Origin of the sequence: Novosphingobium sp. APW14 (assembly GCF_032337075.1) — a bacterium.
In the GTDB taxonomy this organism is placed as follows: Bacteria; Pseudomonadota; Alphaproteobacteria; order Sphingomonadales; family Sphingomonadaceae; genus Novosphingobium.
The window spans coordinates 20,009-41,623 of sequence record NZ_JAVYAB010000002.1 but is presented as its reverse complement, the minus strand read 5'-3'; the positions used below and the strand labels follow the sequence as shown (position 1 = coordinate 41,623).

Annotated in this window: 16 protein-coding genes and 1 tRNA gene; 8 read left to right on the top strand and 9 right to left on the bottom strand. The window is 63.0% G+C overall.

From position 1 onward, the window contains the following. Nucleotides 1-12: 12 nt before the first annotated feature. Genes RQP55_RS02765 through RQP55_RS02750 form a run of 4 tightly spaced genes read right to left on the bottom strand, consistent with a single transcriptional unit; the run spans nt 13 to nt 5,016 of the window. Nucleotides 13-696 carry an NnrU family protein gene (locus RQP55_RS02765; protein WP_315608660.1) on the bottom strand — a complete coding sequence of 228 codons (684 nt, stop codon included), beginning with the start codon at nt 694-696 and terminating at the stop codon, nt 13-15. Between the two features lie 38 nt (nt 697-734). Continuing rightward, on the bottom strand, nt 735-2,063 hold the full coding sequence (locus tag RQP55_RS02760; RefSeq protein ID WP_315608659.1) for an amidohydrolase family protein: 1,329 nt from the start codon (nt 2,061-2,063) through the stop codon (nt 735-737). After that, on the bottom strand, nt 2,060-3,463 hold the full coding sequence (locus tag RQP55_RS02755) for an amidohydrolase (protein WP_315608658.1): 1,404 nt from the start codon (nt 3,461-3,463) through the stop codon (nt 2,060-2,062). Before RQP55_RS02755 ends, RQP55_RS02760 begins: the two co-directional genes overlap by 4 nt. Continuing rightward, nucleotides 3,463-5,016 carry a peptide MFS transporter gene (locus RQP55_RS02750; RefSeq protein ID WP_315608657.1) on the bottom strand — a complete coding sequence of 518 codons (1,554 nt, stop codon included), beginning with the start codon at nt 5,014-5,016 and terminating at the stop codon, nt 3,463-3,465. Before RQP55_RS02750 ends, RQP55_RS02755 begins: the two co-directional genes overlap by 1 nt. A 177-nt stretch (nt 5,017-5,193) precedes the next feature. On the opposite strand from RQP55_RS02750, the gene RQP55_RS02745 reads away from it, so the two are divergent. The 7 genes from RQP55_RS02745 (at nt 5,194) to RQP55_RS02715 (ending at nt 11,512) form a co-directional block, all read left to right on the top strand. Beyond that, on the top strand, nt 5,194-5,532 hold the full coding sequence (locus RQP55_RS02745) for a GntR family transcriptional regulator (RefSeq protein ID WP_315608656.1): 339 nt from the start codon (nt 5,194-5,196) through the stop codon (nt 5,530-5,532). Nucleotides 5,533-5,646: 114 nt separating this feature from the next. Further along, on the top strand, nt 5,647-5,973 hold the full coding sequence (locus RQP55_RS02740; protein ID WP_315608996.1) for an integration host factor subunit beta: 327 nt from the start codon (nt 5,647-5,649) through the stop codon (nt 5,971-5,973). 123 nt (nt 5,974-6,096) lie between these two features. Continuing rightward, a tRNA-Leu gene (locus RQP55_RS02735) sits at nt 6,097-6,181 on the top strand. Between the two features lie 115 nt (nt 6,182-6,296). After that, nucleotides 6,297-7,877, top strand: coding sequence for an NAD(P)/FAD-dependent oxidoreductase (locus tag RQP55_RS02730; RefSeq protein WP_315608655.1), 1,581 nt, complete (start codon nt 6,297-6,299; stop codon nt 7,875-7,877). Nucleotides 7,878-7,880: 3 nt separating this feature from the next. After that, nucleotides 7,881-9,350, top strand: a complete 1,470-nt coding sequence (locus RQP55_RS02725; RefSeq protein WP_315608654.1) for a sulfatase-like hydrolase/transferase — start codon at nt 7,881-7,883, stop codon at nt 9,348-9,350. A 4-nt stretch (nt 9,351-9,354) separates the two neighbouring features. Continuing rightward, nucleotides 9,355-9,759: a GtrA family protein gene (locus tag RQP55_RS02720; RefSeq protein WP_315608653.1), complete on the top strand. Its 405-nt coding sequence runs from the start codon at nt 9,355-9,357 to the stop codon at nt 9,757-9,759. Nucleotides 9,760-9,838: 79 nt separating this feature from the next. Further along, nucleotides 9,839-11,512 (top strand): hypothetical protein, encoded by a 1,674-nt coding sequence (locus RQP55_RS02715; RefSeq protein ID WP_315608652.1) that lies wholly within the window; start codon nt 9,839-9,841, stop codon nt 11,510-11,512. On the opposite strand, the gene msrB is transcribed toward RQP55_RS02715, so the two are convergent. The 4 genes from msrB to RQP55_RS02695 all read right to left on the bottom strand — a co-directional run bounded on the left by msrB (nt 11,509) and on the right by RQP55_RS02695 (nt 15,647). Beyond that, on the bottom strand, nt 11,509-11,985 hold the full coding sequence (msrB, locus tag RQP55_RS02710; RefSeq protein WP_315608995.1) for a peptide-methionine (R)-S-oxide reductase MsrB: 477 nt from the start codon (nt 11,983-11,985) through the stop codon (nt 11,509-11,511). The two genes, RQP55_RS02715 and msrB, sit on opposite strands and share 4 nt — an antisense overlap. Before the next feature lie 2 nt (nt 11,986-11,987). Beyond that, the gene (locus RQP55_RS02705) at nt 11,988-13,319 is read right to left on the bottom strand and encodes a cytochrome P450 (protein WP_315608651.1); all 1,332 of its coding nucleotides are present in this window, start codon (nt 13,317-13,319) and stop codon (nt 11,988-11,990) included. 101 nt (nt 13,320-13,420) lie between these two features. Next, entirely contained in the window at nt 13,421-14,668 is a 1,248-nt protein-coding gene (locus RQP55_RS02700; RefSeq protein ID WP_315608650.1) for an ABC transporter permease, read from the bottom strand. Nucleotide 14,669: 1 nt separating this feature from the next. Next, the gene (locus RQP55_RS02695) at nt 14,670-15,647 is read right to left on the bottom strand and encodes an ABC transporter ATP-binding protein (RefSeq protein WP_315608649.1); all 978 of its coding nucleotides are present in this window, start codon (nt 15,645-15,647) and stop codon (nt 14,670-14,672) included. 68 nt (nt 15,648-15,715) lie between these two features. Here RQP55_RS02695 and queG point away from each other — a divergent pair, with 68 nt between their 5' ends. After that, nucleotides 15,716-16,780, top strand: a complete 1,065-nt coding sequence (gene queG, locus RQP55_RS02690) for a tRNA epoxyqueuosine(34) reductase QueG (RefSeq protein WP_315608648.1) — start codon at nt 15,716-15,718, stop codon at nt 16,778-16,780. Here queG and RQP55_RS02685 read toward each other — a convergent pair. Beyond that, complete coding sequence (locus RQP55_RS02685; protein ID WP_315608647.1) at nt 16,777-21,468, bottom strand: NAD-glutamate dehydrogenase domain-containing protein; 4,692 nt, start codon at nt 21,466-21,468, stop codon at nt 16,777-16,779. The genes queG and RQP55_RS02685 overlap by 4 nt on opposite strands. Nucleotides 21,469-21,615 lie beyond the last annotated feature (147 nt).

Here is a 21,615-nt window from a genome sequence, read left to right as displayed (position 1 = left end):
CCCTGTGCAGGTCTAGATAAGCCAGCGCCAGATCCCGGCGACCATCCCGTTGCCAGGAATGTGCGCCCAAGTCGCCGCCAGCCACAGCACCAGCCCGCCAAACCACGGCACCAGTCCCGCTTTCGCCAGTCCGCCCAGCTTGGGCCAATAGCTCGTCTTCGCTTCCCACCCGGACCAGGCCTTGCCCATCAGCGTCTGCTTCTTGCGATCCTGCAGGTGTGAACCAACCAGAGCGAGGAAGCCTACGGCGGCGGTGACGACAAAACTGCGCGGGGTCGGGCTGACCATGGCATGGCTAACCGCCCACAGCGCGAAGCCCCACATCATCGGGTGACGGGTGACATGGAACACGCCGTGGACCGGCTTGTCCGCCAGCGCTGCCGCGCGCGGATCGGGCAAGGCCGGATTGCCGAGCAAGCTGCCTGTAAACAACACCGCCGCGATCAAGGTCAACAGGCTGGCAAGCGCCCAGGGCAAGCCTTGCGAACCATCCCATAGCCCTGCGCCGGGGCCAACGGCGCGGAAGGCCATGACCATCCAGCCCAGCGTTGCAAAGGCAACCAGCGAATAGACAATCTGGAAGCCGATCGGCCCGATCGCTTTGACCACCGGCGCCCGCAACGGGTGGGAGAGTGCGAAGTGCGTTCCGACAAAGGCCACTGCCGCGGCGACCAGATTGGCAAATCCTTGCTCCATCACTCTCCCCCTCGTTTAGTCAGTGTGGCAGATGCTCCCTACCACTCATAGGCCTTGGGCAGCGCGCCTTCGGTTGGCACCTTGTAGCGATCACGCAGCTTGGTCAGGTGATTGACCAGCGACTGCTCAACCCCGTCGATCATGACCCGGACCACGCCCGAGGTGTTTTCCAGCGGATCGCCGTCCCAGATCACCACGTCACCGGCGAGGCCGGGCCTCAGGCTGCCGAACTTATCGCCCATGCCGAGGATCGAGGCAGGTACCGAGCTGATGGCCGCGAAAGCGCGGCCCCAGGCCAACCCGCTGGCACCGGGCACCTTGGTCAACGAAACAAGATTACCGGCATATTGCGGGGCATAGCGCGGCTGATCGCCGAAGGCGCCCAGGCCAACCTTGACGCCCGCGGCAGCCATGCGACCCACGTTCGACTGGGTTGCCCCGAGCTGCTCAAAGTTTGCCGGCAGGTCGTTGAGCGGGGTCGCCAGCACCGGCACACCCGATGCGGCCAACTCCTTGGCCACCATCCAGCCTTCGGTCGCACCAACGATCACCAGCTTGAGCGCCGGGAAATCACTTTTCAGCGCCAGCGCCATGCGGATGTCGGCTGCGCGCTCGGCACGGACGTAGAGCGGCTGGCGGCCCATGACTACGGGCACCAGCGCCGCAGCATCAAACCGGGTCAGCAGCGCATCGCCCGGCCGTTCGGGCGCAGCGTCCTGCAGGCGCGGATCGGAACCCTGCCCGCCGCCGCGACGCGCCAGTTCGCGCGCTTCGGTGAAGGCATTGCGCAACACCGCATGGACTGCGGCGCGGCTCCCACCGGCTGCACGGGCTCCGTCTTCGCCCAGCTGGACGATCTGGAACGCGCGCGCCTGGGTGATCGGCTGGCCATCGCTGGCCAGGTCAATGATCGCGCCCTGACCGCCAAAGATCGAACCGGTGCGCAGCGGAGCCACCGCGGCGCGGGTCACCCCGCCGGCACGGCTGACAGCAATATGCTGGGCCAGCGGATTGATTGCGGGCGACAGGTCAAGTGCCGCGCTGAACGGCCCCTTGTCGGCGCGTTCATCGTTCGACTCTTCGACGCCTTCGACATCAAACAGGCCAATATCGGTGACTGCGACGACCAGTCCCGGCGTGACCCATTTGCCCGAAGCATCAATGGTGCGCGCGCCAGCGGGGACGGCAACGCCGGCTCCGGCGGCAAACACCTTGCCCGCGCGCAGCACGACCGTGCCGTTCGGGATCGGGGCAGAGCCATCGCCGATCACAACCGTGGCATTGGTGATTGCCACGTCCTCAGCCACCGCCGGGGCGGAGAGGGGGAGCAGCGCGACGGCGCTCAGCAGCAGCTTGCGCAGGCTCATTTCACGTCTCCTTCACCGACCTGGCCCAGTTCGAAATCACTAACCGGGCGGCGCTTGGGGTCGGCCGCATCAAACAGCAGCGCGCCATCGATCCAGACCTTGTCGGGGCGCGAATAGACCGAGAGCGGATTGCCGTTCCACAGCACCACGTCCGCCATCTTGCCCGGCTCAAGGCTCCCGGTCTGCTGACCGATGCCCATCGCCGTCGCGGGGTTAAGCGTAAGCCAGCGGATCACTTCGGCATCGGAGATGTCGATCCCGGCGCGGCGGGCATCGCCCTGCGCCTTGGCGGCTTCCTGGTTGAGGCGCTGGATGCCATTCTCGTCATCCGAGTGGATCACCACGCAGGCCCCGGCCTTTTGCAGGATCCCGGCGTTTTCCGGGATCGCATCGTAGCTTTCCATCTTGAAGCCCCACCAATCGGCCCAGATCGCCGAACAGGTGCCGGCGGCCTTGAGCAGATCGCCGATCTTGTAAGCCTCGGTCGCGTGGTGGAAGGCGCTGACCTTGTAGCCAAATTCCTTCGCCATATCGAGCACGAGCGCCATTTCATCAGCGCGGTAGCAGTGGTTCTGGATCAGGATCTCACCATCCAGCACGCCGGCGAGCGTTTCCATCGCCAGGTCGCGGGTTTCCAGCTTTCCGGCAGCGCGCTTTGCCCGGTACTCGGTAGCCTTCATCCAGGTCATGCGGTTGACCGCGATGTTGCCCATCCGGGTTGAGGGCATCCGGCCCTTAGAGCCATAGACCCGCTTCGGATTCTCGCCGCAGGCCATCTTCAAGCCATAGGGTGCGCCGGGAAACTTCATGCCCTGGATCGTGCGCGAATAGACGTTCTTGAGCACGACCGAGCGGCCGCCCATCAGGTTGGCCGAACCGGGCAGGATCTGCAGGCTGGTGATCCCGCCATTGGCCAGCGCGCGGCTGAAACCCGGATCCTGCGGCCAGACCGAGTGCTCGGCCCAGACCTCGGGTGTGGTCGGCGCGGTCGCCTCGTTGCCATCGGAATGGGCCTGGACACCCGGGCTGGGGTAGTCACCCAGGTGCGAGTGTATATCGATTATCCCCGGCGTCACGAACTTGCCCGCGGCATCAACCCTGCGGAAGTTCGCCGGGATCGCCAGATCGGCGCCGCCCACGGCGACGACCTTGCCGCCAGCCAGCAACACGGTACCGTTTTCGATCCGCCCACCAGCACCATCGAACACCGTCGCGCCGATCAGCGCGGTCGGTTCACCAGGGTAGGCGCGATAGGTCGAAGGGAAGGGGTTCTTGTTGAACTCTCGCGCGGCCTTGGCCGCGGGCGAGAGGCTGTCTTCCTTCTTCTTCTTTTCGGCCAGACCCGGGCTGGCCACCAGGGCCAGCGCGGCCATCCCCGCCAGCAGCTTGTGTACGCGCATCACTTGCGGTCCTCCAGGGTATCAAGGTGCATCCAGCCCTTCACGATCCGTGCCAGCAGCAGGACGACAACCGCCGCGCCGATCGAGATCCAGCCGAACATCTGGTAGATTTCGAGCAGCTTTTCCTTGCTCATTTCGCCGCCATGGCCGCCGGTGGCTTCACCGATCTTGCCGGCAACGAAGTTGCCGACCGCGGTCATGTAGAACCATGCGCCCATGATCAGTGAGGCGAGGTAGCTGGGCGCCAGGCGGTTCATCGCCGAAAGCCCGACCGGCGAGAGGCAAAGCTCACCCGTGGTGGCCAGCAGGTAATAGAGGAAGACGAACAGCACCGGGGTCATCGCCGCGATCCCATAGGCCTCCGCACCCCAGACCAGCACCAGGTTGGCCAGGCCCATCTGTGCCAGCGCCAGGCCAAACTTGGCCGGCGCCGAGGGCTCTTTGCCGCGCTTGCCCAGCCATTGCCAAAGCCCCGCGAACAGCGGTGCCAAGATAATAATGTAGATCGGGTTGATCGACTGGAACAGCGAAGCCGGGGTGGCGCCGCGATCGACATAGCGGTCGGTGAACAGGCTCATCGAGCCGCCGGCCTGTTCGAACAGACCCCAGAACAGCGGGTTGAGGCTGATCAGGAACAGGATCGCGAACATGCGCTCGCGCGGTTCCTTGTCGAGCTTGAAAGTCTGAAACAGCACATAGGCAAGCAACGCAACGCCCGAGATAACCAGCAATGTCTGGATCACCGACTGATACTGGACCAGCGCCCAGCACACTGCGACTGCACCGAGGCCGATGCCATAGAGCGTCCATTCCCGCGACTTAGCAAGCGGGGCAGGAGCTTCGCCAGCCCCGTTGAGCACGCCCTTGCCCAGGACGAAGACGACCAGGCCCAGCAGCATGCCGATGCCCGCCAGGCCAAAGCCATAGCCCCAACCAATCGTCTCACCGAGATAGCCGACCAGGATCGTGCCGAGCGCAGCGCCGACGTTGATGCCCATGTAGAATACGGTGTAGGCGCCGTCGCGGCGCACGTCAGTCAACTTGTAAAGCTGGCCGACCATCACAGAGATATTGGCCTTGAGAAAGCCCGAGCCGACAATGATGAAGGCCAGCGCCGCCCAGAACACATTGATCGCCGGATCGGTCTGCCCGCCATTGCCTTCGACCGCCATCAGACTGTGGCCAATCGCCAGCAGCAGCCCGCCAAACAGCACGGCCTTGCGCTGACCCAGATACCGGTCAGCCAGGTAGCCGCCCAGCACCGGGGTGATGTAGACCAGGCTGGTATAGGCACCATAGATCAGGTTGGCATTGCCATCGCTGAACAGCCAGTGCTTGGTCAGATAGAAGATCAGCAGTGCGCGCATGCCGTAGTAGGAGAAACGCTCCCACATTTCGGCGAAGAACAACATGTAAAGGCCCTTGGGGTGCCCCGCGAATTCAGGCTCTTTCTGGACCGCGATCTTGCCGCCGATCGCCAGGAAAATGCCGAGGACGACGACCGCGATCATCGCGATCCAGTCACCCTCGTTCCACAAGGACATGTCTTTCATCAATTGCTCCCCAATATCAGGCAGGCCCACGCCGAAGCGAGGCTGTTATGGCGGCGGAGACTAGCCACCTTTGCGCGCCTGTGAAGCAAAATTCGTCTCGCCTTTCGGTTTATTGCAAGCAAGAGCCATGCTCCAATTCCCCTTGCCCGCCGCGCTGTATTATGGCACTGAGACAGCATGGCTGGGCACACGCAACCCGTATACCTCAAGCTGCGCGACCTTATTGCGGCAGCGATCATCGATGGGACCTATCCGGAGGGCGCCATGCTTCCATCGGTTCGCGCCCTGGCGGCAGAGCAAGGCGCCAATCCGCTGACTGTGGCGAAGGCCTATCAGCAGTTCCAGCTAGATGGTCTGGTCGAGGTCCAGCGCGGGGTCGGCATGTTTGTCGCCCGCGGCGCGGCCGAGCGGCTGCGCCGCGCTGAGCGCAACCTTTTTCTGTCCCGTGATTGGCCGGAAATCCGCGCCAGGATGGATCGATTGGGAATTGCAGCGGCGGATTTGCTCGCAATTTGAATCATATCGGCTCGAATCCACGATTGCGTGCAGAGCCCTACTCTGCCATTTAGTCATGCAGCAGCGAGATCCGCTTCGGGTCGAGGGTCGCGCCGCGCCAAAAAGATTGAACAAATCAAAAAATCACGGGGTTATGCCAAACCCCTAGGAAGGCGTGAAATGATCAGATCCGAACTGCTGCAGGCCCTCGCTCGCGACAATCCCGGCCTCCGCGCCGACGAGGTCGAGAAGGTCGTCGACACCTTCTTCGATGAAATCGAACAACGCCTGGCCCAAGGTGGCAGGGTCGAGCTTCGCGGTTTTGGCGCCTTTTCGACCCGTCAGCGGGACCCGCGCCAGGGCCGCAACCCCCGCACCGGTGCCAGCGTTGCCGTGCCGGGCAAGAAGGTTCCTTATTTCAAGCCCGGCAAGGAAATGCGCGCTCGGCTTAACGCTGACTGACGCCAGACCAGTCCGGCAAGCCTGAACTGACCTGCATGCGGCCCGTCGCTCGAATGAGCGGGGGGCCGCATGGCGTTACAGGGATGGATATCCCTGCAATATCTCCGTAAAGGCCATACCGACGCGGACGTGGCGGAATGGTAGACGCCGGGGACTTAAAATCCCCTGAGCCTTGCTCGTGTGGGTTCGAGTCCCACCGTCCGCACCAGATGGCAACCGACAACGCCCAAACCTGCAGCACCTTCCGCCTTTGATATAGGTATTAACTACTGGTTAGGCATTTTCCTTCATCGCTGGGTCACACCAGAATGAAGGGGTCATAGATGCCGGTCCAAAATATCCCGGGCAGCCATCATCTGCGCCAAACAACTGTGGATGTTGCCATTATTGGTGCCGGGCCAGCCGGCCTGACCGCCGGCTACCTGCTGACAAAGCAAGGCCTTAGCGTGGCGATTATCGAAAGGGACCGGACCAATGTCGGCGGCATCAGCCGCACCGTTGAACACGAAGGCTACCGCTTCGACATTGGTGGGCATCGCTTCTTCTCGAAGAGCCAGCAGGTGGTCGATCTGTGGAACGAGATCCTGCCCAACGATTTCATCCAACGCCCCCGGATGAGCCGCATCTATTACGAGGGTAAGTTCTATTCATACCCGCTACGCGCCTTTGAGGCGCTTTGGAATCTGGGCCTGATCCGCTCGACCCTGTGCATGATCAGCTTCGCCAAGGCCAAGGCCTTCCCGAACAAGCAGGTGAAGTCGTTCGAGGACTGGACGGTCAACCAGTTCGGCCACAAGCTCTATTCGATCTTCTTCAAGACTTACACCGAGAAGGTCTGGGGCATGCCCTGCGGCGAAATGAGCGCCGACTGGGCCGCCCAGCGGATCAAGGGTCTTTCGCTCTGGGGGGCGGTGGTCGATGGACTGAAGCGAAGCCTTGGCCTCAACAAGGCGCCCAATGACGGGATGCAGACCAAGACCCTGCTCGAAACCTTCCGCTATCCACGCCTTGGACCGGGCATGATGTGGGATGCCGCACGCGACAAGATCCTTGCCACCGGCAAGGGAGAGATCCTGATGGGCCACAGCCTGAAACAGCTTGCCAGCGACAACGCAGGCGGCTGGCGGATGACTGCTACCGGCGCAGCCGGCGATCTCGTAATCCGCGCCCGTCATGCGATCAGTTCCGCGCCAATGCGGGAACTGGCCGCCCGCCTGCATCCGCTGCCGGCCTCCAGCTTCAACGGCAAGCAGCTCAAATACCGTGACTTCCTGACCGTCGCGCTCAAGATCCGCGCTGACGAGGACATGTTCCCCGACAACTGGATCTACATCCATGACAGCAAGGTGAAGGTTGGCCGCATCCAGAACTTTCGTTCTTGGTCGCCTGAAATGGTGCCCGAGGCCGGCGTTGCCTGCGTTGGCCTGGAATACTTCTGTTTCGAAGGCGATGGTCTGTGGTCAATGGCTGACAACGAGCTGGTGTCTCTTGCCACCCGCGAGATGGCGCAGCTTGGCCTGGTTTCGGCCGAGCAGGTGATCGGCGGGGTCGTGGTGCGCCAGGAAAAGGCTTATCCGGTCTATGACGAAGATTACGCCGCCCATGTCGACACCATCCGCCGCGAGCTTGAGGCAGCCTGGCCGACGCTCCACCTGGTCGGTCGCAATGGCATGCACCGCTATAACAACCAGGACCACGCGATGATGACCGCGATGCTGACGGTTGAGAACATCGTAGCTGGTGAACGGATCTACGACACCTGGTGCGTCAATGAAGATGCCGAATACCATGAGGCCGGTGACGAGGGCGCCGAAAAGGCCATTGCTTCGGCCCGGACCAAACTGTCCGAAGACCAGGCTGCGGCACTGGATTCGGTACGCGAAGCCCCGCGCAAGGTTGCCTAACCGATGAATACCTTGATCGCTGCTGTGCAATCCAGACTGGGAACCATCAAGGTGGCGCCTGCCCGGGCGACCGCCCCAAGCGCCAAGTTTCCTAGTCCGCCGATCCCACGTCACGAATGGCGAAATCTTGCCAACTGGCTGTTGGCATGGGTGATGCTGGCCAACCTTGGCTACATGCTGATGTGGATCATCGGCGCGCCGCCGCGCCACAGCGAGATTTTGGCGATCGGGGTCGTCGGTCTGATTGTTCGCACCCAGGTGCCGTGGGTTCAGTACCTCGCCTTCATCGGCGTTTCGCTTTACGGTTTGCTGAGCTTTGTCGCCGCGCTGTTCAACCTGGCGATCGGATCGTTGCTGTCTGGCTTCAGCTTCTTCCTGGAGCTCGATCCCAGCCAATCGATCGAATATGTCGTCGCCGGTTCGGCAGTGCTCCTGCTGTGCGGGACCGCGTGGAAAGCGCTCCACCGCCCAACTTGCTTTACCGACATTCGCCTCGTGATGATTGCAGGGTCGATCATCATTTCGCTTTCGCTGTTCGATAAGTGGATGAGCTTTGGCATGCGCGGCCATTACAAACGGATCGCGGCGGCAAATGCTCCATTTGAATCTGCCCGCAGCAAGTCAGGTCTGCTTGGCGCGGCCCATGTTAATGGCCGCAACGTAATGGTGATCGTGGTGGAATCGCTGGGCTTGCCCAACGGCAACCCCGAACTGGACCGGCTGCTGTTTGCCCGCTTCAAGAGCCCTGAGGTCAAGGCCAAGTTTGACCTGAGCTTTGGCAGCACGACCTATTACACCTCGACAACCGCAGCAGAAATCCGCGAACTGTGTGGCCGCTGGGGCGACTACCAAGACTTGGTCGAGACCAAGGACAGCACCTGCCTACCCGCAGAAATGGTGCGCAGGGGCTATGAGACCCGCGCCTATCACAGCTTCACAGGCGATTTCTTCGACCGCCAGTACTGGTATCCCAACATCGGCTTCCAGTACCGCACCTTCGGCCCCGAGCTCATAGCTAAAGGCGCTGACGAATGCGGCGGCGTGTTCCCCGGCGCCTGCGACCGCGACGTACCGCGCCAGCTGGCGGCCCAGCTGAAGGCCGCCACTAAACCGCAGTTCGTCTACTGGCTGACGGTCAACTCGCACCTGCCGGTGCCAACCGGCAGCAATCTCAATGTCGATCGCTGCGGCCAGACCTCACCCGCACTGTCGGAAAAGTTCCCGATGGTCTGCCGCCAGGTCGGCCTTTGGTCGCAACTAGACGCAGCGATCGTCAAGGAGATCGCCGCACCCGATTTCCCGGCAACCGACATCCTGATCGTGGGCGATCACATGCCACCCTACTTCGATCGCAACACCCGTTCGCAGTTTGCGCCGGACCGGGTGCCTTTTATCATGCTGCGCTGGAAGGGCGATACCAAGCCGGTCAGGGCTGCCGCGCCGCAGCTGGCCGTCGCCACCAAGCCAAGGTAATCGTATGGTTTACCGCACCATACGACCACTCTTGAGAGCCCAGTGGCTCGCTTATCTGCTGGTCAGCACAGTGGCACTGGCCAGCGACACAGCCGCCTTCCTCGCGCTGCTGAGTGCAGGGTTAGCCCCGGCCCAGGCCGGGGCAGCGGGTTACAGCTTTGGCATCGTGGCGCACTGGATCCTGTCCAGCCGTTTGGTTTTTGCCCCGCGCGCGGCGCCTGGCGGCACGGCGCGAATGCGGCAGAAAACTGAATTCATCGGTTCCGCGTTGATCGGTCTGGTACTGACCACCCTCATCGTCGGATTGGGCGATCAAGCTTCGACCGACCCGCGCCTAGCCAAAAGCGCAGCAATAGCAGTGAGCTTTACCGCGACCTGGCTGCTGCGCAGCCGGGTCGTTTTTCGGTAGCCTGAAGGTCATGCTGCGCGCGTTGCCTTTTAAAGAGTGCCCACCCACCCTGGTCCTGCTGATCTGGGCGCTGTGGGCTGTGTTCCAGCTTGCACTGCTGCCACTGATCGGCACAAAGCTGGCTGATCCTGACGATTACATGCGGCTGTTGCAGGTCCGCGACCTATTGGCTGGTCAGAGCTGGTTTGACGTGACCCAGCATCGCATGGGCCTGCCCGATGGCGCCAGCATGCATTGGTCGCGCCTGGTCGACCTGCCGCTGGCCGGGCTGATCCTGCTGTTCGATACGGTGCTGCCAGGTAACCTCGCCGAGCTGTGGGCCATGGCGCTGATCCCGTTGCTGTGGCTGCTGCTGGCACTGCTGGCGCTGCGCGACATAGCAAAAAGTCTTGAGCTCCCCCCGCTTGCAACACTGCTTATGCTCCTGCTCTTCCCGATGTTCCCACTTTTGCCGGGCAACTTCGCGCCATTGCGGATCGATCATCACACGGCTCAGTCCGTTGCGGCGGTGGTGTGCGGCGCACTGTTGTTGCACACCGGATCGCGACGGGCTGCTATCGCTTGTGGTCTCGCCGGAGCCCTTTGGACTGTAGTTTCGATCGAAGCGCTGCCCATGCTGGTGACCTTGACCGGGCTTTATGGTCTGGGTTGGGCGCTCAATGGCGATCGCTCGCTAAGCCGCTACCTTGTATCGCTGACCGGCGGATCGGCAATGCTGTCGCTCGCAACGCGCCCGCTGTCAGATCTCACCGGACCCCATTGCGATGTGTTACGCCCAGGCCATATCGCCGCCTTTGCCGTGGCCACGCTTGTTGCCCTGTGGTTGCAATTCATCCCTGAGCGGACGAGCAAGAGCGGACGGTTGACGGCACTTGGTCTCTTGCCGGTGGCGGTCATACCGGTGGCCTTTGCGTCACTTGGATCTTGCGCGACCAATCCACTTGGCCAGCTTGACCCTCTTCTCCAAACCTGGTGGCATGCTGGTGTTCTCGAAGGCTTACCCGTCTGGCACCAGCCGCCATCCATGGCGTTGGTCCTGGCCTGGACCATCGCAATCATTGCTGCAGGCTGGCGATTGGGTCACCAACAGCAAAGGCAGTCAGAGCGCTGGAACCTGCTTGCGGGCTTGGCACTGGTTTGCGGAATCTATTCGCTGCTCATCGCGCGCGAAGGGCTGGCAGCACAACTGCTCGCCATTCCCTTTGCTGCCTTGCTGCTGGCGCACTGGTTGCCACTTGCCCGCGCCATTCCGAGAGCCGCGCCCAGAATTGTCGCGACCGCGGCGGTGATCGTGCTTTGCACGCCAACGTTTGGCAGCGCCTTGGTCAAGCCATTCGACCAGGCGATCAGCGGCTCTGCGACCATCGCCTCTGACAGTATTCCCTTTTCTTGCGACTATTCGGCACTTAATCGCCTGCCCCCCAGCCACATCTTCACACCGTTGGATCGAGGGCCAGAAATCCTTGCACTCACTGATCATACGGTCGTCGCCGGGCCCTATCATCGCAATCAGGCCCGGATGGTCGATGTGATTACCGCCTTCACTGGCAGGCCTGCCGAAGCAGAGTCGATCGTTCGCCGCAATGGTGCCAGCTTTGTAGTGGCATGCCTTGGCTCTACTGAGATTTTGGCTTATCGCGAGGCTCGCGCCGACAATCTGGCGAATTTGCTGAGCACCAATCATCCCCCAGACTGGTTACTACCGGTGCCCGAATTCAATGCTGGGCCGCTTCGCGCATACCGCGTTCGCTAGGTCGGGCGGAACAGCAGCGCGTCACCGTTCATGCAATAACGTTTGCCAGTGGGCTTGGGGCCATCATTGAATACATGGCCGAGGTGTCCTCCGCACTTGGCGCAGTGCACTTCAGTGCGGGGATAGCCGGTTTCGAAATCGATCGAGGTGCCGATTGCACCGGGCAGTACATCCCAGAAGCTGGGCCAGCCGGTCTTGCTGTCGTACTTGGTCGTGCTGGAATAGAGCACATTGCCATCGGCCGCACAGACGAACACGCCTTTGCGCTTTTCATGCAGCAGCGGCGAAGTACCGGGATATTCGGTGCCCTTCTGGCGCAAGATATAATACTGCTTGGCTGAAAGGCGCTTTTTCCATTCTGCATCGCTGAACCGGACCGGATAGGTTTTGGCTTCAGCGTTAGAGCAAGCGACAATTGTGCTGGCTGCGGCACCTGCCGCCAGCCAGCCAAGGAACTGTCGCCGCGGCTGCATCATCAGAACTTGCTCAGCGTGACGCCAAGCTTACGGAAACCGTGGACGAAGTTGGCGCGAACGCGCTCAACCTTGCCGGTAACATTCACGCGCATGCGCCGCTCGTGCATTTCTTCCAGCAGGATCTTGAGCTGCAGCTCCGCCAGTCGCGCACCAACGCAGCGGTGGATGCCATAGCCGAACGACAGGTGGCGGCGGGCATTTTCGCGCGTAATATTCAGCTTGTCCGGATCCTCGAACACCGTCTCGTCACGGTTGGCCGAGATGTACCAGAGGATCAGCTTATCACCCTTCTTGATCTGGTGGCCGAACAGGTCGGCATCGTCAGTTGCGGTGCGGCGCATATGTGCCAGCGGCGTGACATAGCGGATGCATTCCTGCACGGCGTTCGGGATCACCGATGGATCGCTTTCAAAAATCGCGCGCTGATCCGGGAACTGATCCAGTCCATGAACGATGCCCGACATGGTGTTGCGAGTGGTATCATTGCCGCCAACAATCAGCAGAACCAGATTGCCCATGAACTCTTGCGGGCTCATATGGTTCATCGCGTCCGAATTGATCATCATCGAGATCAGGTCGCGGCTCGGCGGGGCGCCGGTCCGCTCCATCCACAGACGGCCGAAGTACTGGGCCATTTCCTGAAGGATTGCGAAGCGGGTGTCGTTCAACTCGCGCGCCAGACCCAATTCGACGTCACCAGCCCAATCCGACCAGAAGGTCAGCAGGCGGCGGTCTTCCCACGGGAAACCGAACAGGATCGCCAGCATCCCGGTGGTAAGCTCGATCGAGACCTTGTCGACCCAATCAAACTCCTCACCCCACGGCAGGCTGTCGAGCACTGCGGCGGTACGCATCCGCACTTCGGCTGCCATTTTATCGATCTCGCCTGGCGTAAAAGCCGGCGCAACCGTGCGGCGCTGACCGGTATGCTCCGGCCGGTCCATGGCGATGAACATCGGCAGGCGACGTTCTTCAAGCTGGGCCGGATCGGCATCTTCTGGCGGGTCGCCAATCGTGATCCCGCCGTATTCCCACGATGAGGAGAAAAGTTCAGGCAGCGATTCGACGTGCTGGATCGTCTTGACCGTGGTGACGTTCCAGTAATCGCCGTAAGGCGTGCCTTCGACCTTGTTGATCGGCGCCTTGCTGCGCATTTCTGCAAAGATCGGCTGCCAGCGATCCTCGACATAAATGTCGGAACGCGAGACATCCCACGGATGAGAGTGCTTGGGTAGTTCCTGGCCATGCTCTTTCAACCAGGCCTCGAAAGCCTCGGTCGCGGTGGGCGCGGTGCGGTACTTGAACGGGGCATCGGCGAACTGGGTAGCCATGGCGAATCCTCTCTGCTGCGTGGGCCGCAATCAGTTTTCCATTGAGACTTATCTGGTCCAACTTACCAGAGAGTCAATAGTGGGTCAGTGTCGGGCCTTAATCATCGCACGGCCTGCCGCTTAAACAGGCCAGTCCAGGGGCGCCTTCCGCCGCTTTGCGCGGGTCCGCTCTTCATCACCCAACGGCGGAAGAGTGCCGCGCCGATCCGGACGAAAACGGCAACGCACAGCCCCTGCCAGGCCAGGGCCAGCGCGTGCGGCAAGAGCGCCGCGTCCCGCGCAGCGCGGGCCAGCATGGTGAAGGGCGAACTGAACGGAACGATCATCGCTGCCATTTCCACCACCGACCCCGGCTTGGCGACAGCCCAGGAGGCGAAGAAGAAATTCAGCAACTGCAGCATGGTCACCGGCATCGACAGCGCCTGCACCTCGCGCACCGTTGCGGCCATCGAGCCGATCGCTAGGAACAGCGAACCCAGCAGCAGATAGCCCATCGCGAAATAGGCCGTGCCCAACAGGAAAAACAGCGGCCATCCAACCGCCGGCGCCGGGAAATTGCCCCAGCCGTTGCCCGATGCAAACCAGATTGCGCTGCCCGCCATGGCCCAGACCGAAATCCCCACCAGCGATACGGCCAGCATGGCAAAAAGCTTGCCCAGGAACACCGCATCCATCGGGATGGCTGCCGCCAGCACCTCAATGATCTTGTTGCCCTTCTCCTCAACCAGGTTGGACAGGACCATGCCAGCCAGCAGCATGGTCAGCATGAACAGCACAGTTTGGCCCAATTGGGCCGTAACCATCCGGCCGCGCACCTGGTCGGCGGTGGTGGAAAGCTTGAGCGGGGTGAGCTCGACGTTCGGATAGACGGCGCTGGCACCGCGCTGCGCTTCTGCCGCCAGGACCGCGAGCGGGCCGCGCCAGTCGGCGATGCGTTCGTCCGGGCCGGACAGCACGGGCCTTTGCAAGGTTCCCGTCACTACGGCGGCAAGGTTTCGCCGCCGATCCTGCATCGCGTCGGCGGCATCAAAAGTTTCCCCGGCGCGCACCTCCTGGAGCATGACCAGTTCTGGCACTGCATGACCCAGTTGTGGCTCCAGACGCTTATGGGCGGCGATCAGCGCCTTGGCATCGGCAGCCGCCATCGCCACACCGAGCTCGGGACGCGCGACATTGCTCTGAAGTTCTTTGCCGACCCCCCCAGCGAGCCCGCCGACCAGCAACGGAAACAGCGGTCCGAGCAGGAAGAAGAAGAACGAGCGCGAGAACAGGATCGCGGTAAAATCGCGTCGGGCCATAACCAGCGCAGCGGCGAAGGTGGACAGGCGCCCGGTAGCGGCAACATTCATCTCAACGGCCCTCCTCTGCCTTGTCCTCACCCAATGCGCGGGCAGCGGCCTCACCGGCGATCGCCACGAAAGCATCGTGCAGGCCGGCGCGTTCGATGGAAAGCGAAAGGATCCCCGCCTCGCCCTCGATCAAGGCACGAAGCAGAGGTTCGATCCCGCTCTCCGGAAGCGTGAAGAGCCAGTAGGCACCCTCGTGCCGCGCATCGGCCGGCAATGCGGCCCGCCAAGCGCCGTCGTCGGCCCGCGTCTCCAGTCGCACCTGCGGCCGGATCCGGTCACGGGCCACGTCAACCGGGCCGGCAAATGGCACCTTGCCCCCGGCAATGATCGCCACTTCATCGCACAGCCGCTCGGCATGGGCGATCACGTGGGTCGAGAAGATCACCGTAGTGCCCTTGGCCGCCAACGCGCGGATCATCCGTTCCAGTTTGCCCTGATTGAGCGCGTCGAGGCCCGAGAACGGCTCGTCAAACACCACCAGTTTCGGGTTATGGACCAGCGTGCCAAGCAGTTGCACCTGCTGGGCCATGCCCTTGGATAGCTGGCGGATCTGGCGGTCAGCTGCATATCCAAGGCCATGTTCTTCCAACAGCGCCTTGCCCCGCTTGCGCCCCTCGCTCAGCGGCAGGCCGCGCAGCGCGCCAAGAAATGCGATCGCCTCAAAGGCCTTCATTGCGGGATAGAGCCCGCGCTCTTCCGGCAAATAACCGATCCAGTGGCTGATCTCATGCGGGCGGTCATGGCCAAGGACCCGGCGGGTGCCCACGTCGGGATCGATGATCCCCAGCAGCATCCGCAGCGTCGTGGTCTTACCTGCGCCGTTCGGGCCAAGGATGCCATAGATCGCCCCTTCGGGCACCGACAGGTCCACTCCGTCAACCGCAGTGAAGCCATCGAAATGTTTGACCAGGCCTCTGGCTTCGATTGCGAGTGGACGCTCAATGCCTTTGACCGATCCGGCCCCCGGATTGCCCGCCATCTGCCATTCCCCTAGCTTCATTGCTTAACCGCACTATGGAGGCGGCGTGAACAGGAGCAACCGAAAGTTTGGTTAACACCGCCGAAATTGATGAATTTAAAGCCGATCTCGCGCAGGAAGCGCGGCGCCTGGGCTTTGCCACCTGCGGGGTAACCGCATCGGGAGAAGATCCCGTAAGGGCTAAGCGGCTGCATGAATGGCTGGACGAAGGCCGTCACGGCGAGATGGACTGGATGGAGGCCCGCGCCCACCATCGCCGCAGCCCGCAAGGCCTGTGGCCCGAGGCACAGCGGGTGATTGCCCTTGGCATGAGTTATGCCCCCGCCACAGACCCCCTGGCCGAACGCGATGGCCGGGGACGAATTTCAGTCTATGCGCAAGGTTCGGACTATCACGACACGGTCAAGAAAGCACTCAAGGCCCTGGCCCGGTGGCTAGTGGCTGAAGCCGCAAGGCGCGGGCTGGGCGACGTTGGCGTGAAGGTTTTCGTCGATACCGCCCCGGTGATGGAAAAGCCGCTGGGGCAGGCCGCCGGCCTGGGCTGGCAGGGCAAGCACACCAATCTGGTCAGCCGCGATCATGGCTCATGGCTATTCCTGGGGGCGATCTACACCACCCTGGAGCTACCACTGGATGAGCCGGGCCACGACCGCTGCGGCTCATGCTCGGCCTGCCAGTTGGCCTGCCCCACCGCCGCCTTCCCGGCGCCTTACCAGCTCGATGCGCGGCGCTGCATTTCCTACCTGACGATCGAGCACAAGGGGCCGGTGCCAAAGGAATTTCGCAAAGCCTTGGGCAACCGCATTTACGGCTGTGACGATTGCCTGGCGGTCTGCCCGTGGAACAAATTTGCGAGTACGGCCCACACCATGCGCGCCTTCCTGCCCCGCGCTGAGCTGGCCGCGCCCCGCCTGGCTGACTTGCTGGCGCTTAACGATGCCGGGTTCCGCAGACTGTTCAGCGGTTCGCCGATCAAGCGGATCGGGCGCGATCGCTTCGTGCGCAATTGCCTTTACGCGGCCGGCAACAGCGGCGATGCCGCGCTGCTGCCGCAGGTCCGGGACCTGATGGCCGATCCCGATCCGGTCGTGGCCGAGGCAGCCCGTTGGGCGCTGGACGCACTATCCGCCTAACGCGCCAACAGGTTGCGCGCCTGGTTTCCGATCTGCGCCAGCATTGTTGGCGACAGCGAGGGAGCGGCCTGGGCGCGGGCAACCACGTCCTGGAACTGCCGGATCGCCGCGGCTTGACCGTCGATCCAGCGTTCCACGACGGCCAGCGGTTCCCCATTATCGGCTGCGTGGCGACGCAGAAATTCAAGCCGCATGTGCTGGATGTCGCGGGCCAGGCTGTTGACCAGCAGCCGCTCCCACGGGTCGGTCGGAGAAAGCCGTTCAGCTGCCTGCTGCGCCCAATCGAGCCCAAGTTCGTGGCCTAGCGCGACGAAGGCACGGGTCAATGCCTCGGGCTTGGTGCCGGTCTGGCGCGCCAGCATGGCGAGGCCAACCGAGCCATCAAGGTCAAACAGGTGGGCAACCGCTGCCGCCAGATCGGCCGGCGCCCCGGCGGCAACAAAGCGCTCCCGGAGCGTGGTCGAAAGCGCCTGGCCCTCGTGCGAAAGCAGCCGGCCGGTGGCGGCCGAAAGCAAGGCAACGCCGCCTTCAAGCTGACCGACCAGCTCACCCGCTGCCAGCGCCCCGCCCGAAATGCGCAGCAGGTCAGCCATGTGATTGACCATGGCCGCTGCGGCCCGATCGAACAGCAGGATGCGGGCCACTTCGGGCATCGGTCGACTCTCGATCCCCTGCCAGATCGCCCCCATACCAAGCAGTTGCTCGGCCGCGACAAAGGCCGTGGTGACCTGGGCCAGCGTCGCGCCTTCTTCTTCGACCAGTTCAAAGGGATGGATCAGGCCAAGCCGGTTGACCATGCGGTTGGCCAGCTTGGTCGCAATGATCTCGCGCCGCAGGCGGTGCTCCAGAATGTCGGCCTTGAACTCAATCCGCATCGGCGCGGGGAAAGCAGCCAGCAATTCGCCCTCCAGCAGCGGATCGTCGGGGACCGAAGAATGTTCCAACGCATCTTGCAGGACCAGCTTGGCGCTCGATAGCACGACCGCCAGTTCGGGACGGGTCAGCCCCTGCCCTTCAGCCGCGCGGCGGGCCAGGACATCGCTTTCGGCGAGGCCTTCGGTCTTGCGATCAAGCTGGCCGCTGGCTTCCAGCGTCTCGATCAGCCGCAAATGCGACGCCGTAGTCGCCGCCCCGCCCGCGGTGGCTATCGACAGGGCAAGTGCCTGCAGCCGATTGTCCTCCAGCACAATGGCGCCGACCTCGTCGGTCATCGCGGAGAGCAGCTTGACCCGATCGTCCTCTGTCAGCCGATCGCCGCGCTTGGCCCCGGCAAGGGCGATCTTGATGTTAACCTCATTGTCCGAGCAATCGACCCCGGCCGAATTGTCGATGAAATCGGTGTTGATGCGGCCGCCCTTGAGCGCAAACTCGATCCGCCCCGCCTGGGTGCAGCCAAGGTTCGCACCTTCACCGATAGCCCGGGCGCGAACCTGCGAACCATCAACCCGCAGCGCATCGTTGGCCGGATCGCCAACCTGAACGTTGTTCTCGGCGCTGGATTTCACATAGGTGCCGATCCCGCCGAACCACAGCAGGTCGATCTCTGCCTTGAGGATCGCGGTGATCAAGCCATCGGGATCGATGGTGGGCTGGTCGAGTCCGAGCATGGCCTGGACTTCCTTCGACAGTGGCACTTCCTTGAGGCTGCGGGCAAAGACCCCGCCACCCTTGGAAATCAGCTTGGCGTTGTAGTCTTCCCAGCTCGAGCGCGGCAGGGCGAACAGTCGTGCCCGTTCGGCCCAGCTCTTGGCCGGATCGGGATCGGGATCGAGGAAGATGTGGCGGTGATCAAACGCGGCGACGACCTTGAGCGCCTTGGACAGCAGCATGCCGTTGCCGAACACGTCGCCCGACATGTCACCGCAGCCGGCCACGCGGATCGGCTGGGTCTGTACATCGACGCCCATTTCCAGGAAGTGCCGCTGAACCGAGAGCCAGGCCCCCTTGGCAGTGATCCCCATCGCCTTGTGGTCATAACCCTTGGACCCGCCGCTGGCGAAGGCATCGTCCAGCCAGAAGTCATGCTCTTCGGCGATGGCATTGGCGGTGTCGGAATAGGTCGCGGTGCCCTTGTCGGCGGCGACCACGAAATAGGGATCTTCGCCATCGCGGATCACCACCTGCTTCGGGTGGACCACCTTGGTGCCAACGATATTGTCGGTGATCGACAGTAGCGTGCGGATGAACAGCTTGTAGCTTTCCTTGCCCTCGGCCAGCCAGCCATCGCGCCCACCCGTTTCGGCCCGCGCCGGATCGGGCAGCTGTTTCGGATAAAACCCGCCCTTGGCCCCGCTCGGCACAATCACCGCGTTCTTGACCCGCTGGGCCTTCATCAAGCCAAGGATTTCGGTCCGGAAGTCATCGCGCCGATCGGACCAGCGCAGCCCGCCGCGCGCTACCGGACCAGAGCGCAGGTGAATGCCTTCAACCCGGCGCGAATAGACGAAGATCTCGCGCCACGGCAGCGGCTTGGGCAAGCCCGGTACGAGCGACGAATCAAGCTTGAAGGCCAGCGCCTGCTGCCCGGCCGGGGCAAAGGCATTGGTCCGCAGCATGGCTTCAACCACCGCGCGATACTGACGCAGCAGGCGGTCATCGTTGATCGCCGAGACCAGTGCCAGGCCATCGCGGATCGCATCCTGGGCCTTGGTTTCAGCGACGAGCCGGTCACCCTTGAACGCAGGATCGTGGCGGGCGACGAACAGGTCAACCAGCCCACGCGTGACCTGCGGGGCATGGTGCAGCGCATCGACCGCAGTCGGCACGCCATAATTGAGCCCGGCCTGGCGGAGGTAACGATACCAGGCACGCAGCCAATTGGCTTCGGCCGCGGCCAGCCCAACCGTGGTGATCAGGCGGTTGAACGGATCGTCCTCGGCCCCACCGTTCAGCACATCAGCAAAGGCGGTTTCGATTGCCGCAGCACGGGCCAGCACCGCAGCAGCTTCCAATCCGGCCGGCAGGGCCAGCTGGAAATCGTGGATCGTGCCAAGACGTCCCTGATCAAGCTCGGTTGGCAGATCCTCAACCACACGGAACCCAAAATTCTCAAGCGCCGGGACTGCGTCCGACAAGGCAATTGCCCCGCCGCGCTGGTATAGCTTGAGCCGCAGCATGCTGGCGCCGTCCTCGGCCACCTGGTGCAGGCGGGCATCGCGGCGCGGGCCGGTCTCGCCCTCCCCGGCCAGCCGGCGCAGGCGCGCGATGTCCTGCGCGGCCTCGGCCGGCCCATAGGCGCTGCGGTAGGCCAGCGGGAAAGCCTCGGCATAACGGGCGGCGATCGCAGCCGCACGGCTCGGCTCTTCGCTGGCAGCAATTTCGCTTTCCACGGCCTCGCTCCAGCCGCGCAGCATGCCCTGCAAGCGCGCATCCAGCCCGGCCTCGTCTGGCAACCGGGCAACCTCGGGCAGGTCGAGGACGAAGCGCAACACGGCCAGGCTGCCATCAACCTCTAGGCTCCAGTCAAGGATTGGCGCGCCGCAAGCTTCGACCAGCATGGCCTCTATCTGCAAGCGTGTGCCGGTCGACATGATGTCACGCGGCAGCCAGACAAAGGCGAAAAGGTGGCGCATCAGCGCCGCAGGAACCAGCGCCAGCTTGGGACGGGGGCGATCGACCAGGCTCATCATCGCCGTGGCGATCCGTTCGAGGTCCTCGTCGGCGAAACCGATCAAGAGGTCGTGCGGCAGCGCAGTCAGCGCGTGGACCAGAGCCTTGCCGGCGTGGCCCTGGGGGGCGAAGCCGAAGCGGGTCATCAGTTCACCCAGCTGGGTCCGCATCCGCGGCACCTGGGTAGGCGCGGCAGCAAGGCCGGCACTGGTCCAAATACCAGCGTGAACCGAAAGGCTTTGCAGTTTGCCGCCTTCGACCACCGGCACGATGAACAGGTCGAGCGGCGTGCGGCGATGGACGTTGCTGACCAGGTTGGACTTGATCACTAGCGGCCCGCGGCCCGCCCGGCCTGTGCCCTCGAACCAGGCAAACGCCCGCTCATAGGAGATCGGACCTAGAAGGCTCTTGGCGCCGCGCCGGCAAATGCCCAGCGCATCAGACTGCGTGCCATCCCGGTGTCGCATCACATGGCCCAGCTGGGTCAGCATGCCGTCCTTGAACCAGCGCATCAGCGCCGCACCTTCGCCATCAGCCAGGCTATCGGCATCGGCGGCCATGGCCTGCTGCATCTTCGGCCAATCGGCCACGGCAGCGCGAACATCGCCAAGCGTGCTGCGCAACGCCGTTTCAAGTGCGCGGCGAATCTTCGCGTCTGCGCGCCGGGTCTCGATATAGACCATCGATTCACGCTTCTCGCCGGCGGCATCGCCATCAACAACGGCGGCCAGCATGCCATTTCCATCGCGGCGCACCGGCACGACCGGATGGACCAGCCGATCAATCGTCAGTCCTTGCGAAGCAACGGTCGTGGCAATCGAATCGACCAGGAAGGGCATGTCATCATTGATCACGCCGATCCGCATGAAGCGCTCCGCGGCGCTGCCCGAAACAGTCTCGATCGTGATTGCGGCTTCGCCTGCATCACGCTGGCTGGCTGCACTGCACAGGAAGGCAGCCGCGGCAGCCAGCCCCTCGGCCGAAAACGGCGCATCGCCGGGCAGCAACGCGGCCCTGAGCCGCTGGGCCAGCGCCTGTTCGAGGAGATTGGCAGAGCTGCTGGCGGACTTGGCACCCATCGATCACACTCCTGCGGGGCAGCGAAGAAGCGTTGCCCGGGCAAACAACATTATTGCTGTCTAACGCAGCATTCGTATGCATCCTAGGGGCAAGTGGTCACCACTGCAACCAGTTTGCCGGTAGGGAAACCTGCCTATTTGTTCGCA

Coding starts and splice junctions, on each gene's coding strand:
- RQP55_RS02765 (WP_315608660.1), bottom strand. CDS start 696: ATGGAGCAAGGATTTGCCAATCTGGTCGCCGCGGCAGTGGCCTTTGTC.
- msrB (WP_315608995.1), bottom strand. CDS start 11,985: ATGCAGCCGCGGCGACAGTTCCTTGGCTGGCTGGCGGCAGGTGCCGCA.
- RQP55_RS02730 (WP_315608655.1), top strand. CDS start 6,297: ATGCCGGTCCAAAATATCCCGGGCAGCCATCATCTGCGCCAAACAACT.
- RQP55_RS02705 (WP_315608651.1), bottom strand. CDS start 13,319: ATGGCTACCCAGTTCGCCGATGCCCCGTTCAAGTACCGCACCGCGCCC.
- RQP55_RS02745 (WP_315608656.1), top strand. CDS start 5,194: ATGGCTGGGCACACGCAACCCGTATACCTCAAGCTGCGCGACCTTATT.
- RQP55_RS02755 (WP_315608658.1), bottom strand. CDS start 3,463: ATGCGCGTACACAAGCTGCTGGCGGGGATGGCCGCGCTGGCCCTGGTG.
- RQP55_RS02695 (WP_315608649.1), bottom strand. CDS start 15,647: ATGGCGGGCAATCCGGGGGCCGGATCGGTCAAAGGCATTGAGCGTCCA.
- RQP55_RS02760 (WP_315608659.1), bottom strand. CDS start 2,063: ATGAGCCTGCGCAAGCTGCTGCTGAGCGCCGTCGCGCTGCTCCCCCTC.
- RQP55_RS02750 (WP_315608657.1), bottom strand. CDS start 5,016: ATGAAAGACATGTCCTTGTGGAACGAGGGTGACTGGATCGCGATGATC.
- RQP55_RS02700 (WP_315608650.1), bottom strand. CDS start 14,668: ATGAATGTTGCCGCTACCGGGCGCCTGTCCACCTTCGCCGCTGCGCTG.
- RQP55_RS02720 (WP_315608653.1), top strand. CDS start 9,355: ATGGTTTACCGCACCATACGACCACTCTTGAGAGCCCAGTGGCTCGCT.
- RQP55_RS02725 (WP_315608654.1), top strand. CDS start 7,881: ATGAATACCTTGATCGCTGCTGTGCAATCCAGACTGGGAACCATCAAG.
- RQP55_RS02685 (WP_315608647.1), bottom strand. CDS start 21,468: ATGGGTGCCAAGTCCGCCAGCAGCTCTGCCAATCTCCTCGAACAGGCG.